This is a genomic window from Sediminibacterium sp. (assembly GCF_030695065.1).
Classification (GTDB): Bacteria; Bacteroidota; Bacteroidia; order Chitinophagales; family Chitinophagaceae; genus Sediminibacterium.
Genome location: NZ_JAUYTR010000023.1, coordinates 686,721 through 701,383, shown reverse-complemented (window position 1 = coordinate 701,383; position 14,663 = coordinate 686,721). Strand labels below are relative to the sequence as shown.

The following is a 14,663-nucleotide window of genomic DNA, read 5'->3' as shown; positions in this document are numbered from 1 at the left end:
TTGAATAATCCGAATTAAATTAGTACTGTCTGTAAGGTCTCCATAATGCAATACCATATGACGATCTGGTATATGCGGATCCTCATAAAAATGGTCAATTCTTTGTGTATTAAACAAAGAACTTCTGCGTTTTATTCCATGCACTTCATAGCCTTTCTTCAGCAGTAATTCTGCTAAATATGCACCGTCTTGTCCGGTTATTCCTGTGATTAATGCTTTTTTCATGACACTCTATTGATGCAAATATGCAACCTTAAATGCATATCTATATAAATTGGCTTGCTAAAGCATTTGAATTATCTTAGCCTGAACTGTTTAAATATGGGTAATAGATACTATTCCTTAGACGTTTTTAGAGGGGCTACTGTAGCACTCATGATTCTGGTAAACAACCCAGGGAGTTGGAGCCATATTTTTGGACCATTAAAACATGCGCCTTGGCATGGTGTAACGCCAACAGATTTAGTGTTCCCTTTCTTTTTATTTGCTGTAGGAAATGCCATGGCTTTTGTGATGCCTCGATTTGAAGCTGCCGGCGCTGGGGAGTTTTGGAAAAAAGTTATCAAACGCACTTTACTCATTTTTGGAATTGGGGTTTTATTACACTGGAGCCCGTTTGTAAAATGGGATGGAGCCGAATTAGTTGGGAAATCATGGGAAAATGTGCGGATTTTAGGGGTTTTACAAAGAATTGCACTTTGCTATTTTTTTGCATCTGTAATAGTTTTTTATGGTAAAACAAAGGGAGCTTATATTATTGGAATGTCTATTTTATTACTCTATTGGTTTGCCTCTTATGCCTTAGGCGCCGATGGTGACCCTTATAGCTTGCAGGGCTGGTTTGGCAACCCCATAGATATTGATATTTTGGGGGTTAATCATATTTATAAAGGAGAAGGTGTTCCTTTTGACCCTGAGGGCTTTATGAGTACTCCTGCGGCCATTGTACAGGTGATTTTTGGGTTCTTAGTAGGCCAATACATTCAATTGAAAGGAAAAAATACAGATATGTTGAGTGGCTTATTGGTTGCTGGCATTGTGTTAACAGTAACAGGCTATTGCTGGGACTTGGTTTTCCCTATCAATAAAAAAATATGGACCAGCAGCTATACCATTTATACAACAGGCTTGGCTATTTTAACTATTGGAGTAATGATTTATGCCATAGAGTTTAAAGAAGCCAAAGGTGCTTGGAGCAGGTTCTTTGATGTATTTGGAAAAAACCCCTTATTCATTTTTGTATTGAGTGGTTTCTTACCAAGAATAGCTGGTTTATTTCGTTGGGTTGATAAAATTAATGAGGATGGCACCAACCATTATACTTCATTCTTACCTTGGTTTTACAATACATTATGCAAACCTATTGCCGACGACCCTAGGGTGGGCTCTTTGGTGTACGCCCTAATTATGATTGCATTTTATTGGCTGATTGTTTATGTTTTAGACAAGAAAAAAATCTATATCAAGGTTTAATTTAAGAAAGCGGAATCCAATTTTATCTAATTTTTCTAGCTGGGTTTCCTGCATACACACCTGACTCAGTAATGTCTTTGGTTACTACCGCTCCTGCACCAATGACCACATGGTCGCAAATACGAACAGGAAGTATAGTGGCATTGCTGCCAATGGAAACATGGTTCCCAATATGGGTAGGTTGCCATTTAGCTTGGTCTCTAGCAGGCTTTAACTCATCAAATAAATCGTTAATGAACATTACGCCGTGTCCAATAAAACAATCATTGCCAATAGTAACTAAACTACAGATAAAACTATGTGATTGTATTTTGCATCGCTCACCAATGGTTACGTCTTTTTGAATTTCTGTAAAAGGACCAACAAAACTGTCGTGCCCAATATGGCATCCGTAAATATTAGCAGGTCCAACAACCGTTACATTTTTTCCAAATTGAACGTCTCGTACTGAAGACTCAATTAAATTAAAAGTAGGTAACATAGTGCTTGAGTTTTATACAAGTTAATTCAACTTTCGTGCCTGATATATGAGATTAATCAGGTCAATCGTATTTTTTGCTTCTTCTATTGTTGTGTAATAAGGAATTTGGTACATCAAACTGTTTTGTAAACTATCGTATACCAAATGATGGTTGCGCATGCTTCCTTTGTAATGGCCATAGTTGTTCGGTGTATATTGCTCTTTATTGATTGCATTGAGTTGTTTTTTCAATTCAGCCGCAAGCGCTGCATCGTCAACATCAAATTCCAACGTATTTAAGTATGCTCCCCCTGCCTTAATCATTCCTTTTGAAGAAAAAATAGTAAGCGACCCTTCTCTATTTGCAATAGGTTCGTTTACTGAATAATCCATTGTAGCACTTATGCCAGATCTAAATTTTATATCCACTTTTCCTTCGTCTTCAAATTCAATGAGACCCTGATGATTGGTATTTTTAAATTGCGCATCTATGGTTTCAACTTCGCCAAATAACCAACAAAGCAAATCTACAAAATGACTAAACTGGGTGAACAAAGTACCTCCATCCAATTCCATGGTTCCGTGCCAACTATTAATATAATAAGCTGCAGGCCTATGCCAAAAACAATTTACTTGAACATGCTTTATAATACCCAATGCTTGTTGTTGTAACAGCTGATGAATCAATTTTACAGGCGGATTAAATCGATTTTGCATGACCGAAAAAACCTGTTTGTTGGTTTGTTTGGATATTGCCTGCATTTGATGAATGTCTGTTACACTTAGTGCAATAGGCTTCTCTACCAATACATGATAACCAGCTTGCATGGCTTCTATAGCATGTGCCATATGCAATCCATTGGGCGTTGCAATTACAACCACATCTAATTTTTGAACAGTAGTATATAATGCAGTAGCAGTTTCAAAAAAAGGAACCCCATATAAATCTCCCAATACTTTTGCTTTTGCAAGATCAATATCTACAACTGCAACCAATTTGCCAACACGGCTAATTTGTGTTGCATGTTCTGCAGCAATATTGCCACAACCAATGAGTGCAAAATGAATTGGATTATGCATTAAAAAAATAAGCTGGCTGCTTTGTTTAAACTCTCTGGTTTGCCTACATCTAATAACAATGCACCTGTATGATCAAAGCAATAAATATTTTCTGTTGCACACAAGTCTAAGTAAACATCTACCATCGAGAATTTTCCCTCTTGTTTAATTTTTGCAAATAGCGATTGTTGAACAACATGTATTCCACTAAACGCTCTACTGTGTAATCCATTGGTATCAAGGCCTACAGGCTTTACCTCTCCGGTTCCTTCGTGCCTCCAGCCTTTTAATTTACTATCATCGCCAAATAGAAAATACCGAGAAGTAGTTCTTTGTGATACTGCTAGTGTAGCCAATGCATTTGTTTGCTTATGCTGCTGTATCATTTGATCTAGCTGCATATTGGTTAGAATATCTGCATTCATGATTACCAGTTGCTCTTCTCCTTTAAAAAAATGCGCTGCTTTTTTTAAACCTCCTCCTGTTTCTAATACTTCATCTGTTTCATCCGAAATAGTAATCGTAGAACCCCATCCATTATTGGTTTCAATTGCTTGAATAATTTGATTGGCAAAATGGTGTACGTTCACCACAACTTCTTTGATACCATATTGTTGCAAGTACAATATATTTCGCTCTAATAAGGACTTCCCATTTACTGGAGCCAATGCCTTTGGATGATGATCTGTCCAGGGCTTCAGCCTGCTACCTAATCCCGCTGCAAAAATCATTGCTTTCATACGATACTTTATTTAACCCAGTTTGCGCTATTGGTATGTGTTAAATTCACTTTCAGTTTGTATTTGTTTCTTAAGTGTCTAGCTGTTTGCTCTGCTGCATAAACGCTTCTGTGTTGTCCACCTGTGCAACCAAAATTAATCATCAAATTGGCGAAGCCTCTACTCAAATATTCTTCCACAGTAATGTCTATCAAATCCCAAACACTGTTTAGGTACTTATCCATTTTGGTTCGCTGTTCTAAAAAATCTTGCACAGGCTTGTCTTTGCCTGTTAATTTTTTATACTCATCAAATCTGCCCGGATTTAAAATACCGCGCATATCAAACATAAATCCTCCCCCGTTCTCTGTGTCGTCTACGGGTATGCCTCGCTTGTAACTAAAACTATTTACTTCAATTGTTAATGGAGTGTTTTCGTTGGCTTGTGGAGCAACAAACTTGTTGATCATATGTTGATCTACCACCAGTTTTAATACTCTGTCAAATTCAGGTGTAACAATCCCTACTCGCTTGTGCTCAATAAAGAATTTAAGGTTCTGCAAAGCCAGTGGTATGCTCGCTAAGAAATGTGCTTTCCGCTCAAATAAGCCCCTAAATCCATAAGCACCCAATACTTGCAACAACCGAATCAATACATATCCATTGTATTGACTTACGAAAGTAATTCGGTCTACTGGCTCTTCTAATAATGGATCTACCTGATCCATATAATATTCCAATAAATTATCTTTCCATTCTTCACTTAATTCTGCTTTTGCCTGCCACAATAAAGAAGCCACATCATATTGCAATGCACCTTGCATACCGCCTTGGTAATCTATAAAGTGTACTTCATCGTTTTGCACAATTATATTCCTGCTCTGGAAATCGCGGAACATGAAAAACTTATTCTGCGTTCTGGTTAAATAAGTACTGAGTGCATCAAAATCGTCTAGCATCGCCTGCTTATCGTAAGGCAATTGAAGGGTATCTAAAAAATAATATTTAAAATACAAGAGGTCGCTCATGATGGCCTGCTTGCCAAATTCTTTTGCAGTTAAACACCAACTATAATCTAACCCTTTATGGCCCAACACTTGCACCTTGGCCAATTGCGCCAAACTTTGCTGAAACAATTGATAGGAATATTCGCCGTGCCCGTGGGCTTCTAATTTATTCAGTAAAGAATCGGTTCCTAAGTCTTCTTGTATATAAATCGTATTGGTTTCATTCACGCCTAAAATGGCTGGAACGGGTAAATGCGCTTGCTTAAAATGCTTGCTGAAGTATACAAATGTGGCGGTCTCCTTTGTATTGATATTGTAAGTGGCTATAAATGTTTGCTCACCTGCATATACCCTAAAATAAATTCGGTCGCTTCCACTTTGAGGTAGTTTTTCTATTCGGTCGGGGGTTAGCTTTAATACTTGACTACAAAGTGCTTCAATTGCTGCTATAACTGATTCCATTAAACGTTGCTAGTTTTAACGAAAATAAAGCTAAGTCTTCAAAGCACCTGCATCAATCAGGGTTTAAGCCCAAATACATTTACTTGGCGATAATCGTCTTGCTCATACCGCTTGCGCATCAGCACCAATTCGGTAATGGTAAACAAAGCCGCAAAACAAGGTTGGTTACTGCGCAAATAAGGCCTTACACTAAAATAAATTTCCTTGCACTGGTAACTGCTAATGTATTGACTCACCACATTTAATTGGGTTGCCAGTTGTTGAAAGGGCGTGGTATCTGCAATACGCACTTGCAATCTGCCTGTGGCATCGTCTATCTGCTGCGCTATTTGAATGGTAAATTGTTCTTTATTACTAATGATGCGATGCATCCAACGGATAATGGTTTCTTCCATTTGTTCAGTGGCTTCAAATACCGCTATTTCAATAGGGAGCTTATCCTGTTGATTCTCGGCAAAATGTGGATAAGCCATTAGCAAATATTGCTCCCTTTCACTGGTAATATGGGGCTGTTGAGCGCTGTTCAAAACATATCCTGCCTGCATAAACAAAAATTTAATTGATAACTATTTTAGTATAAATTTACTAAATAATTTAGCAAGTAAAAATTTATTTTATGGATGGGGAAATCGGGTACGGGGCCGCCTACAAGGGCTCTAAGCAATACACACAGTGGGAAGTGCCCACTGCCAATGCCACTGGATTTGGGGCTGCTGCCGACGACTATATGGAGCGAGGCATCGACTTAAATGAACAGTTGGTACACAATAAACCAGCCACGTTCTTCTTTAGGATGAACAGCGATGCCATGACGGGTGCAGGTATTTTTAGTGGAGATACCTTAGTGGTAGACCGAAGCATCAAACCCCTTAGTGGCAAAATCATCATCGCTATTTTAGACGGCGAATTACTGGTGAGAAGGTTGCACAAAAATTTTAACCAACTAACGTTGGTGGCTGAGAACAAAAAATTTTCGGATATCCAACTCAACGGTTTTGATGAACGTGCCCAAGTATGGGGGGTGGTTACTTATTCTATTCATGCAGTATAATTATTCAAGAGCGTCGCTATTATTCAAACAAATATGATTGGAATAATTGATTGCAATAGTTTTTACTGTTCTTGTGAGCGGCTTTTTTTGCCTGCCTTGCAAGACGCTCCCGTAGTGGTACTCAGCAACAACGATGGCTGTATTGTATCGCGCAGCGACGAAGCCAAGCAAGCAGGCGTAGCCATGGGCGTGCCTTATTTTCAGGCCAAGCAGTTGATTGAACAAAAAGGCATTCATACTTTTTCTTCCAACTACAATTTGTATGGGGATCTTAGCTGGCGTGTAATGGAAACCCTGCGACTACTCTTGCCCGCTGGTTCGGTAGAAGTGTATTCGGTGGATGAATGCTTTATTACGCTCGATCATATTGCGCAGGAACAGTTGGCGGCGTTTTCGCTCCACCTAAAAGATACCGTAGAACAATGGACTGGCATTAAAGTATCGATTGGTGTGGCGCCCACCAAAGTATTGAGTAAAGTGGCCAACAGATTAGCTAAAAAAAATAAAGCGGCTACCAATTGTATCATGGTACTTGATTCACCAGAAACAATAGCAGATGCATTGCAACGAACTGCTGTTGAAGACATCTGGGGCGTAGGCAGGCAGTATGCAGAAAAATTGCGCAAATACAATATCAATAGCGCTTTTGACTTGCGCGGTATGCCCGCTACCTGGGTACAAAAAAATATGGGAGGTATTGTAGGAGAACGATTGCTGAGAGAATTAAACGGCATCAAGAGCATTGAAATGAAAGACCCACTGCTGAATAAAAAAATGATTGCGACTACGCGTATGTTTGGCAAGAATGTAACCAGCAAAGAACATATTAAAGAAGCCATTGCTACTTATATTACTAGGGCTGCAGAAAAACTACGAAGACAACAATCTGCTGCTTCTGTCATTTATGTTTTTGTGGTACCCAAACAAGAAAACAATGGGGGAAAATTCAGACACGGCAATAGTGTAGGTGGTTACATTCATTTACCACTTGCAACGGCTGCTACCAATGAATTGATTAAACCTGCTGTGGAACTGGTAGACCAACTCTTTGAAGAAGGATGCATCTATAAAAAAGCAGGCGTTATTTTAAGCAGCATTGTTCCAGATGAATCGGTGCAAGGAAATTTGTTTGCACAAAAAGCGCCTCAACAAAATAGACTACTCATGAGCACCATCGATAATATCAATTTTGCTATGCGCAACGACATGATTCAATTTGCTACTGCAGGCACTCAACGCAATTGGAAAATGCGTCAAGAACTGCGCAGCCCTCGCTACACTTCGCGTTGGGAGGAATTATGCAAAGTTATATAAGCTTGCTAAAAAATATTTTTTTGCTGTAACCTATATAGTTACATTTACTTATGATTGTGAGTATTCGCCACAAGGGTCTTAAACTTCTTTGGACAAAAAACGATGGAAAAAAACTTCCACCAGCACAGGTTCCTAGAATAGGACTTGTGCTTGAAATACTTGATGCTACTGAATTGATTGATGATATTAATTATCCAGGGTCATCGCTGCATGCATTGAAAGGAGAGCTAAAGGGCTTCTGGTCAGTAACAATTACGGGTAATTATAGAATCATTTTCAGATTTGAAAACCAGAAAGCGTATCTGGTAGATTATGTTGATTACCATTAAAATGAAAACTTTATGAAAGAACGGTTAAAAAGAGGATTGCCTCCGTCGCATCCAGGATTCATCTTAAAGGAAATGTATCTAACTCCAATGGAAATTACACTAACTGAGTTGGCCAGCAAATTTAAGGTGGCTAGAAAAACCATATCAGAGCTAGTTAATGGAAAGGTTGCTGTAAGTGCAGAAATGTCTCTAAGATTAGCTAAAGCTTTTAATACAACACCCGAATTTTGGCTGAACCTGCAGCGTAATTATGATCTTTTTGCTGCTTCAAATAAAATTAGCCTAACCGATATTAGACCATTCAGCAAAGGATTAGCAGTAAAAACGAGTACAAAAAAAAGAAAAAAAATAGTACTTTAACCAGTTATAAGATTTACTGAACCGGAAACTGTTTGTATAAAAGATTAATTCCTTTTTGTGCAAATGCTGCCACTTTGGTACTGTCATCGGGCAATGATCCCCGAAGGGTAGCAGTCCAAAGCATATGATTCTTAGCAGCATCCACTATATGTAGCGTAATGGCTCCTCTTCTATATCTGCCTACTTCAATTTCTTTAGACTCCCATTTGTAATTCCGTTGCCCCATATATTTCATCATACCATCTGTTCTCCAATCAGTTTCGCGCGTTTGAACTTCTAGTTTAATAGCAATCCCAATATTGATCAAGAGGTCTGCATTGTTATTCACTTGTTTAAATTGACGTTGCCCCATTTCAGCAGTAATGGCTTTTTTTAAATACCCAATACGCTCATTAAACCCTTCGGTAATGGTATCTCCCAATGCAGTGACTTCATAAAACGCAAAGGTTTTGTACTTACTAAAATCGGCTTCCGGCGCAGTGGATACATCTAATACGCGCGGGGCTGAACAGGCAAATAAAAAGCTAGCAATAAGGATAATACAAATTGGTTTCATATGAATATTTTAAAGATTTAATCAATCAGCCCTGCATGTATTTCAAAGTTAACTAATGTATGGATGAAAAAAATAACAGCCAAAATTGTTCAGACCCCTTAATTTTGCAGAATTCTTGTAAAAAATGAACCCTACACTGAACTCCAACGAATCAATCCCTTCTAAGAAGAAAAAAATAATTGTTTTAGGTAGCGGCCCCAACCGCATTGGACAGGGAATTGAATTTGATTACTGTTGCGTACATGGCCTCTTGGCTATTAAAGAATGTGGTTACGAATCCATTATGGTGAATTGTAATCCTGAAACAGTTTCCACTGATTTTGATATGGCAGATAAGCTTTATTTTGAACCGGTATTTTGGGAGCATTTATGGGAAATCATTGAGCTAGAGCAGCCAGACGGAATCATTGTTCAGTTGGGTGGTCAAACTGCTTTAAAGCTGGCCAAGCGTTTACACGAGAAAGGCATTCCAATAGTGGGTACTTCTTTTGAGAACATGGATATTGCCGAAGACAGGGGTCGTTTTAGCGATTTGCTTAAAGAACTAAATATTCCTTATCCTGAATACGGTACTGCATACAATGCCGAGGAAGCTATTGAAGTAGCCAATAAAGTAGGCTACCCTGTGTTAGTTAGACCTAGCTATGTTATTGGTGGTCAGCGCATGAGAATTGTAATTAACGACGAGGAAGTAGAGAAAGCGGTCATTAGTTTGTTAAAACATATTCCAGGAAATAAAATTTTGATTGATCATTTCTTAGACAGGTGCCAGGAAGCTGAAGTAGACGCCATTTTTGATGGCGAAGAATTTCATATCATGGGAGTGATGGAACATATTGAACCAGCTGGTATTCATAGTGGAGATAGTAATGCAGTTTTGCCAGCATTTAATTTAACGCCATTGGTAATTGAAACCATGGAATTTTATGCAGAAAAAATTGCACGCGCTTTAAATATCAAGGGGCTTATCAATATCCAATTTGCCATTAAAAATGGCAAAGTATATGTTATTGAGGCAAACCCTCGTGCATCTAGAACCACTCCTTTTATTGCGAAAGCTTATCAAATTCCCTATCTGAATATTGCTACCAAAGTAATGTTGGGTGCTGCTAAGTTGTCTGAGTTTACCATGGAGAAAAAACTAGAAGGGTATGCCATTAAAGAACCCGTATTTAGTTTCGATAAATTCCCTGGCGTAAACAAAGAGCTAGGACCAGAAATGAAGAGCACAGGTGAAGCCATTCGCTTTATTAAAGACCTAAGAGACCCTTATTTCAGAACGCTTTACAAAGAGCGTAGTATGAACCTGAGTAGATAAGGTATTAATACCTGATTTTGAGGCTGCAGCAAAAAACTGCAGCCTTTTTATTTAGGTTTATTCAATGGCAACTATTTTTAAAGAAAGGAGTTGGTGGCAATTTCCCCTAACACGTATTACGATTGCGTTGGTATTGGGTATTCTATTGGGTAAATATATACCCATCCCTCAATGGTTGCTGTTATTGAGTTTGAGCGCATCTACTGCTGTATGGATAGTAACCAATCAATTTTCAACGCTGGCTTATTTCAAAAAAAAATGGATTGCTGGACTGTCTATTTTGGTAGCTTTTACTGGAGTAGGAATTGGAGTTTATCAACTTGCCACAAAAACAATTATTCAAATTAAAGCAAGGGTAATATTGCAAGAAAGTCCAATTAAAAAACCCAATAGCTACCAAGCTACAGCTGCAATGGGTGAAACTTTACTGTTAATATATTTTCATCCAACTACCAATATTTATTCATTGAATGCAGGTACCACAATTCAGTTACATAAAAAACCATTACCCATTGCCAATACCAGCAACCCCGGTGGATTTAATTTTAAGGAATACGCAGCCGGCCAAAAAATTCATCACCAGATTTATTTAACTCCCGCTGATTTTACCATTATTAATAAATTAAATTCATCTGCTTCATTATTAAGTAAAACCAAACTATTTGTATTAAGTGTATTAGAAAAATATATTCCCATTCCTAAAGAGAGAAGTGTGGCAGAAGCATTATTAATTGGGTATAAAAAAAACCTAGATAAAGAATTAATGAACGCTTACAGCAACACTGGTGTAATACATATTATTGCTATCAGTGGTTTGCATTTAGGAATGATTTATGCGCTCTTACTATGGTTATTTAAACCCATGAACCGTTTCAAAAAACTACATTGGTTAAAAAGAGCCCTTATTCTATTGATAATATGGGGCTTTACAATGCTCACAGGTGCAGGCGCATCAGTATTAAGAGCTGCTGTAATGTTTAGTTTTTTATTATTGAGTGAGCAACAAAATAGGCCCAATTACATCATTAATACCCTTGCAGCATCTGCATTCTGCCTACTTTTATATCGACCCTTGTTCTTATGGGATATTGGATTTCAATTGTCCTATGCAGCAGTTATTGGCATAGTACTATTTGCAAAACCCATTGAAAAGTGGCTCTATATAAAAAACAAAATACTTCGGCATTGTTGGCAATTATGCAGTGTAACTTTTGCAGCACAATTGCTAACACTTCCATTGCTACTTTACTATTTCAATAGCTTTCCCAATCTATTTTTATTCACCAATTTTATAGCAGTTCCTATTTCAGGTTTTATTCTTTACTTATTGATTGGTTTATTGGTTATTGCACCAATTAGTTTTATAGCAAAACCAGTAGGCGCAATAACAGAATGGTTGATTGTACAACTAAATGATTTTATCCAAAATAGTGCAAGCCTACCATTCGCGCTAACAGAATATATACAAGTGTCTTTGGCACAAACCATCTGCTTATATGTATGTATTGTTGGTTGTGCAGTTTGGATAGCACAAAAAAATAATAGGGCTTTTTGGTTGAGCTGCAGTGGAATCATTTTGTTTGTTGCTATTCGCTCTATGAGTTTGATTCAACTACAGCAGCAGCAGAAATTAATTGTATACCATGCACCCAAATATACTTCCATAGATATTTTGGAGGGATTGGGGCATCGGTATATTGGAGACCACCAATTAGAACAAAATACTTTATTAAAAAACAACTATCTCTCACCAACCCGAACAATCTACAGAGCAGGTAATCCATTGTTACAAACTAGGGTTTATTTACGTGCTCCTTTTATGATAGGTCCCAACAAAAAAGTGCTGTTGGTTCATCCTAGGTTGTCCTTTCCTATTTTAAATGTGGTGCCCGAAATTGATTTAATTATACTAGCCGGGGGAGTACAAATTCCATTTGCAGAAATAGCAAAACGATACCCCCAAGCCAAATTGATTTTCGACAGTAGCAACCCCTTGTGGAAAATACAGCTATGGAAAAAAGAAGCAGACCGCTTACATTTGCGCCATCATTCTGTACCCGAACAAGGTGCGTTTGAATACAATCTCTAACTTTTGCCCCATTTAACTGCCTGCGGGCTGAAAGCAAAACATATGCAAAAAAAAATTAATTCTGCGCTGATTTCTGTTTTTTACAAAGATGGTTTAGAGCCTATTGCCCGCCAATTACAAGAATTGGGCATCACCATTTATTCTACTGGCGGCACCCAAACTTTTCTAGAAAATCTAGGAATCAACTGTGTACCAGTGGAAAGTTTAACTACTTATCCATCTATTTTAGGAGGCAGAGTTAAAACATTGCATCCTGTTGTATTTGGCGGTATTTTAGGCAGGAGATATGAACCGCAAGATTTGCAAGAGATGCAAGAATACAAGATTCCAGAAATTGACTTGGTTATTGTAGACTTATATCCATTTGAAGAAACCCTTAAGAGTACCAACGAAGAAAAACTCATCATTGAAAAAATTGATATTGGTGGGCCTTCTATGATTCGTGCAGCTGCAAAAAATTTTAAAGATGTAACCGTTATTGCTGCAAAAGACAGTTATGCCGAATTAGAAGCCTTATTGATTAGTCAAAAAGGGGAAACAACCATTGAACAAAGAAAAGCATTTGCTGCAAAAGCTTTTGAAGTGGTTATGCATTACGATATTGCCATCAGCAATTATTTTAATCCAGGAGCAGAACAGGTTTTACGCTATGGAGAAAACCCTCACCAAAAAGCCAGCTTTAAGGGAGACCTAACAAAAGTATTTAGTCAATTAAACGGAAAAGAACTTTCGTATAATAATCTAGTAGATGTAGATGCTGCAATTCAATTGATTACCGATTTCAGTAATTACAATGAAGCAGTTTTTGCTATTATTAAGCATACCAATGTTTGTGGAGTTGCCGCTAGATCTTCTGTTAAACAAGCATGGGATGCAGCATTAGCTGGTGATCCAGAAAGTGCTTTTGGTGGCGTTTTGGTTTGTAATAATACCATTGATGCAGCAACAGCAGAAGCTATTAATGAAATATTTTTTGAAGTATTGGTTGCACCAGCATTTGATGAAGCTGCTTTAACTGTTTTAAAAAGTAAAAAGAATAGAATTTTATTACAGCTGAATCAAAAGGATTTTAAAACTGCTACAATGCAGAAATCTATTTTGAATGGTACGCTTATTCAAGATACCGATCAAGGCAACTTTGAAAAATGGGAGGAAGTTGGTGGAAGAGTTTGTACTCCATCAGAAAAGGACAACCTTGTATTTGCCAATATTATTTGCAAGCATTTAAAAAGCAATGCCATTGCATTGGTTAAAGATTTGCAATTGGTTGGTAAAGGTTGTGGCCAAACAAGCAGAATTGACTCATTGCGTCAGTCTATAGAAAAAGCAAAGCAATTTAATTTCGATTTAAAAGGCGCGGTATTGGCATCAGATGCATTTTTCCCTTTTAACGATTGTGTACAAATTGCACACGCAGCGGGTATGGAAGCTTTTATTCAACCAGGTGGATCTGTAAGAGATAAAGACAGTGTAGCATATTGCTTGAGCAACCAATTAGCCATGGTAATGACGGGTACCAGACACTTTAAACACTAATACTATTGACAACCAAACAAAAAGCATATTTAGCACTCTCCGTTACTAGTATTGTATGGGGTACCAGTTGGGTGGCCAGTAGATATGCTGTGCAAAATGCACCTGCGTTACAAGTGTCTGCAACCAGGCAATTGATTGCAGGTTCATTATTTGCAGGCTTCTTTTTATTGAAAGGAGAGAAACTTCCCAATCTCAAACAAATGGTTTGGTTAGCAGGTATGTCGGTACTCTTGTTTGTATTTGCAAATGGCTTAGCAACAGTAGGAGTTAAATATATTTCTAGTGGCTTGGCTGCGCTTATTGCTGCACTTTACCCTTTAAGTGTGGTAATTATTGAAAAAATCTTTTTTAAAAACACCCGCATTGGATTATTCACTTTCATAGGAATTCTTTTAGGCATTAGCGGCATTGCCATTGTATTCTATGACAATGCATTTCATAACCAAAGTCCCAACTATTGGATAGGCATTTTAGTTTCTGTAATTGCTATGCTTAGCTGGAGTGTGGGCACCATTATTATTGCTAGGAAGCAAATTAATATCAACCCCTATTATGCTATTGGATGGGAAATGCTTTTCTCCTCACTTATTCTATTTATGGCTGCAGGTGTTACCAATAATCTGGTGCCATTTGCTCAATTTCCAGCACAAACTTGGTATGCAATTATTTATTTGGTTATTATGGGTTCATTAATTGCAGTAGTTGCATTTTTATATACGATGAAGCATCTTGAAGCTTCGGTGGCTGCATTGTATGCTTATGTAAACCCCATTGTAGCAATTGTAATTGGTTCCTATTTAGTGCACGAGCCCTTAACCAAAGAAATTGTTATTGGATCTATCATTACCATCATTGGTGTGTATATGGTTAACCAAAGTTTGAAAAAACAAAAAGCACAGCAAGCTAGTGTAGAGAATAAAAGTTAGCTTC

The 14,663-nt window shown here is 37.8% G+C and carries 16 protein-coding genes; 9 read left to right on the top strand and 7 right to left on the bottom strand.

Annotated features, from left to right (window positions below):
* A partial coding sequence (locus tag Q8S25_RS13890; protein WP_305537146.1) for a GDP-mannose 4,6-dehydratase occupies positions 1–225 on the bottom strand: 225 nt, incomplete at its 3' end.
* Between the two features lie 96 nt (positions 226–321).
* On the opposite strand from Q8S25_RS13890, the gene Q8S25_RS13885 reads away from it, so the two are divergent.
* Positions 322–1,473, top strand: a complete 1,152-nt coding sequence (locus tag Q8S25_RS13885; protein ID WP_305538732.1) for an acyltransferase family protein — start codon at positions 322–324, stop codon at positions 1,471–1,473.
* A gap of 22 nt (positions 1,474–1,495) precedes the next feature.
* Here Q8S25_RS13885 and Q8S25_RS13880 read toward each other — a convergent pair whose 3' ends face one another.
* Genes Q8S25_RS13880 through Q8S25_RS13860 form a run of 5 tightly spaced genes read right to left on the bottom strand, consistent with a single transcriptional unit; the run spans position 1,496 to position 5,725 of the window.
* Positions 1,496–1,954, bottom strand: a complete 459-nt coding sequence (locus Q8S25_RS13880; protein ID WP_305538731.1) for an acyltransferase — start codon at positions 1,952–1,954, stop codon at positions 1,496–1,498.
* Positions 1,955–1,975: 21 nt separating this feature from the next.
* On the bottom strand, positions 1,976–3,013 hold the full coding sequence (locus tag Q8S25_RS13875) for a Gfo/Idh/MocA family protein (RefSeq protein ID WP_305538730.1): 1,038 nt from the start codon (positions 3,011–3,013) through the stop codon (positions 1,976–1,978).
* Positions 3,013–3,732 carry a sugar phosphate nucleotidyltransferase gene (locus Q8S25_RS13870; RefSeq protein WP_305538729.1) on the bottom strand — a complete coding sequence of 240 codons (720 nt, stop codon included), beginning with the start codon at positions 3,730–3,732 and terminating at the stop codon, positions 3,013–3,015. Before Q8S25_RS13870 ends, Q8S25_RS13875 begins: the two co-directional genes overlap by 1 nt.
* An 8-nt stretch (positions 3,733–3,740) precedes the next feature.
* A complete protein-coding gene (locus tag Q8S25_RS13865) occupies positions 3,741–5,180 on the bottom strand; it encodes a phosphotransferase (RefSeq protein ID WP_305538728.1) in 1,440 nt (479 codons plus the stop codon).
* A 56-nt stretch (positions 5,181–5,236) separates the two neighbouring features.
* The gene (locus Q8S25_RS13860) at positions 5,237–5,725 is read right to left on the bottom strand and encodes a hypothetical protein (protein ID WP_305538727.1); all 489 of its coding nucleotides are present in this window, start codon (positions 5,723–5,725) and stop codon (positions 5,237–5,239) included.
* 71 nt (positions 5,726–5,796) lie between these two features.
* On the opposite strand from Q8S25_RS13860, the gene Q8S25_RS13855 reads away from it, so the two are divergent.
* The 4 genes from Q8S25_RS13855 to Q8S25_RS13840 are packed head-to-tail and all read left to right on the top strand — an operon-like array spanning position 5,797 to position 8,234.
* Positions 5,797–6,231, top strand: coding sequence for a LexA family transcriptional regulator (locus Q8S25_RS13855; RefSeq protein WP_305538726.1), 435 nt, complete (start codon positions 5,797–5,799; stop codon positions 6,229–6,231).
* Between the two features lie 33 nt (positions 6,232–6,264).
* A complete protein-coding gene (locus Q8S25_RS13850; RefSeq protein ID WP_305538725.1) occupies positions 6,265–7,545 on the top strand; it encodes a Y-family DNA polymerase in 1,281 nt (426 codons plus the stop codon).
* A gap of 56 nt (positions 7,546–7,601) precedes the next feature.
* Positions 7,602–7,874 (top strand): type II toxin-antitoxin system RelE/ParE family toxin, encoded by a 273-nt coding sequence (locus Q8S25_RS13845; protein WP_371131616.1) that lies wholly within the window; start codon positions 7,602–7,604, stop codon positions 7,872–7,874.
* Positions 7,875–7,886: 12 nt separating this feature from the next.
* Positions 7,887–8,234, top strand: coding sequence for a HigA family addiction module antitoxin (locus tag Q8S25_RS13840; RefSeq protein WP_305538723.1), 348 nt, complete (start codon positions 7,887–7,889; stop codon positions 8,232–8,234).
* A 13-nt stretch (positions 8,235–8,247) separates the two neighbouring features.
* Here Q8S25_RS13840 and Q8S25_RS13835 read toward each other — a convergent pair whose 3' ends face one another.
* Positions 8,248–8,790, bottom strand: a complete 543-nt coding sequence (locus tag Q8S25_RS13835; RefSeq protein WP_305538722.1) for a DUF4136 domain-containing protein — start codon at positions 8,788–8,790, stop codon at positions 8,248–8,250.
* A gap of 124 nt (positions 8,791–8,914) precedes the next feature.
* On the opposite strand from Q8S25_RS13835, the gene Q8S25_RS13830 reads away from it, so the two are divergent.
* The 4 genes from Q8S25_RS13830 to Q8S25_RS13815 all read left to right on the top strand — a co-directional run bounded on the left by Q8S25_RS13830 (position 8,915) and on the right by Q8S25_RS13815 (position 14,659).
* Positions 8,915–10,108, top strand: coding sequence for an ATP-grasp domain-containing protein (locus tag Q8S25_RS13830; protein WP_305538721.1), 1,194 nt, complete (start codon positions 8,915–8,917; stop codon positions 10,106–10,108).
* A 64-nt stretch (positions 10,109–10,172) separates the two neighbouring features.
* Positions 10,173–12,197: a ComEC/Rec2 family competence protein gene (locus Q8S25_RS13825; RefSeq protein WP_305538720.1), complete on the top strand. Its 2,025-nt coding sequence runs from the start codon at positions 10,173–10,175 to the stop codon at positions 12,195–12,197.
* A 42-nt stretch (positions 12,198–12,239) separates the two neighbouring features.
* A complete protein-coding gene (gene purH / locus Q8S25_RS13820) occupies positions 12,240–13,733 on the top strand; it encodes a bifunctional phosphoribosylaminoimidazolecarboxamide formyltransferase/IMP cyclohydrolase (protein ID WP_305538719.1) in 1,494 nt (497 codons plus the stop codon).
* A 5-nt stretch (positions 13,734–13,738) separates the two neighbouring features.
* The gene (locus tag Q8S25_RS13815; RefSeq protein WP_305538718.1) at positions 13,739–14,659 is read left to right on the top strand and encodes a DMT family transporter; all 921 of its coding nucleotides are present in this window, start codon (positions 13,739–13,741) and stop codon (positions 14,657–14,659) included.
* The last annotated feature ends 4 nt before the right edge of the window (positions 14,660–14,663 follow it).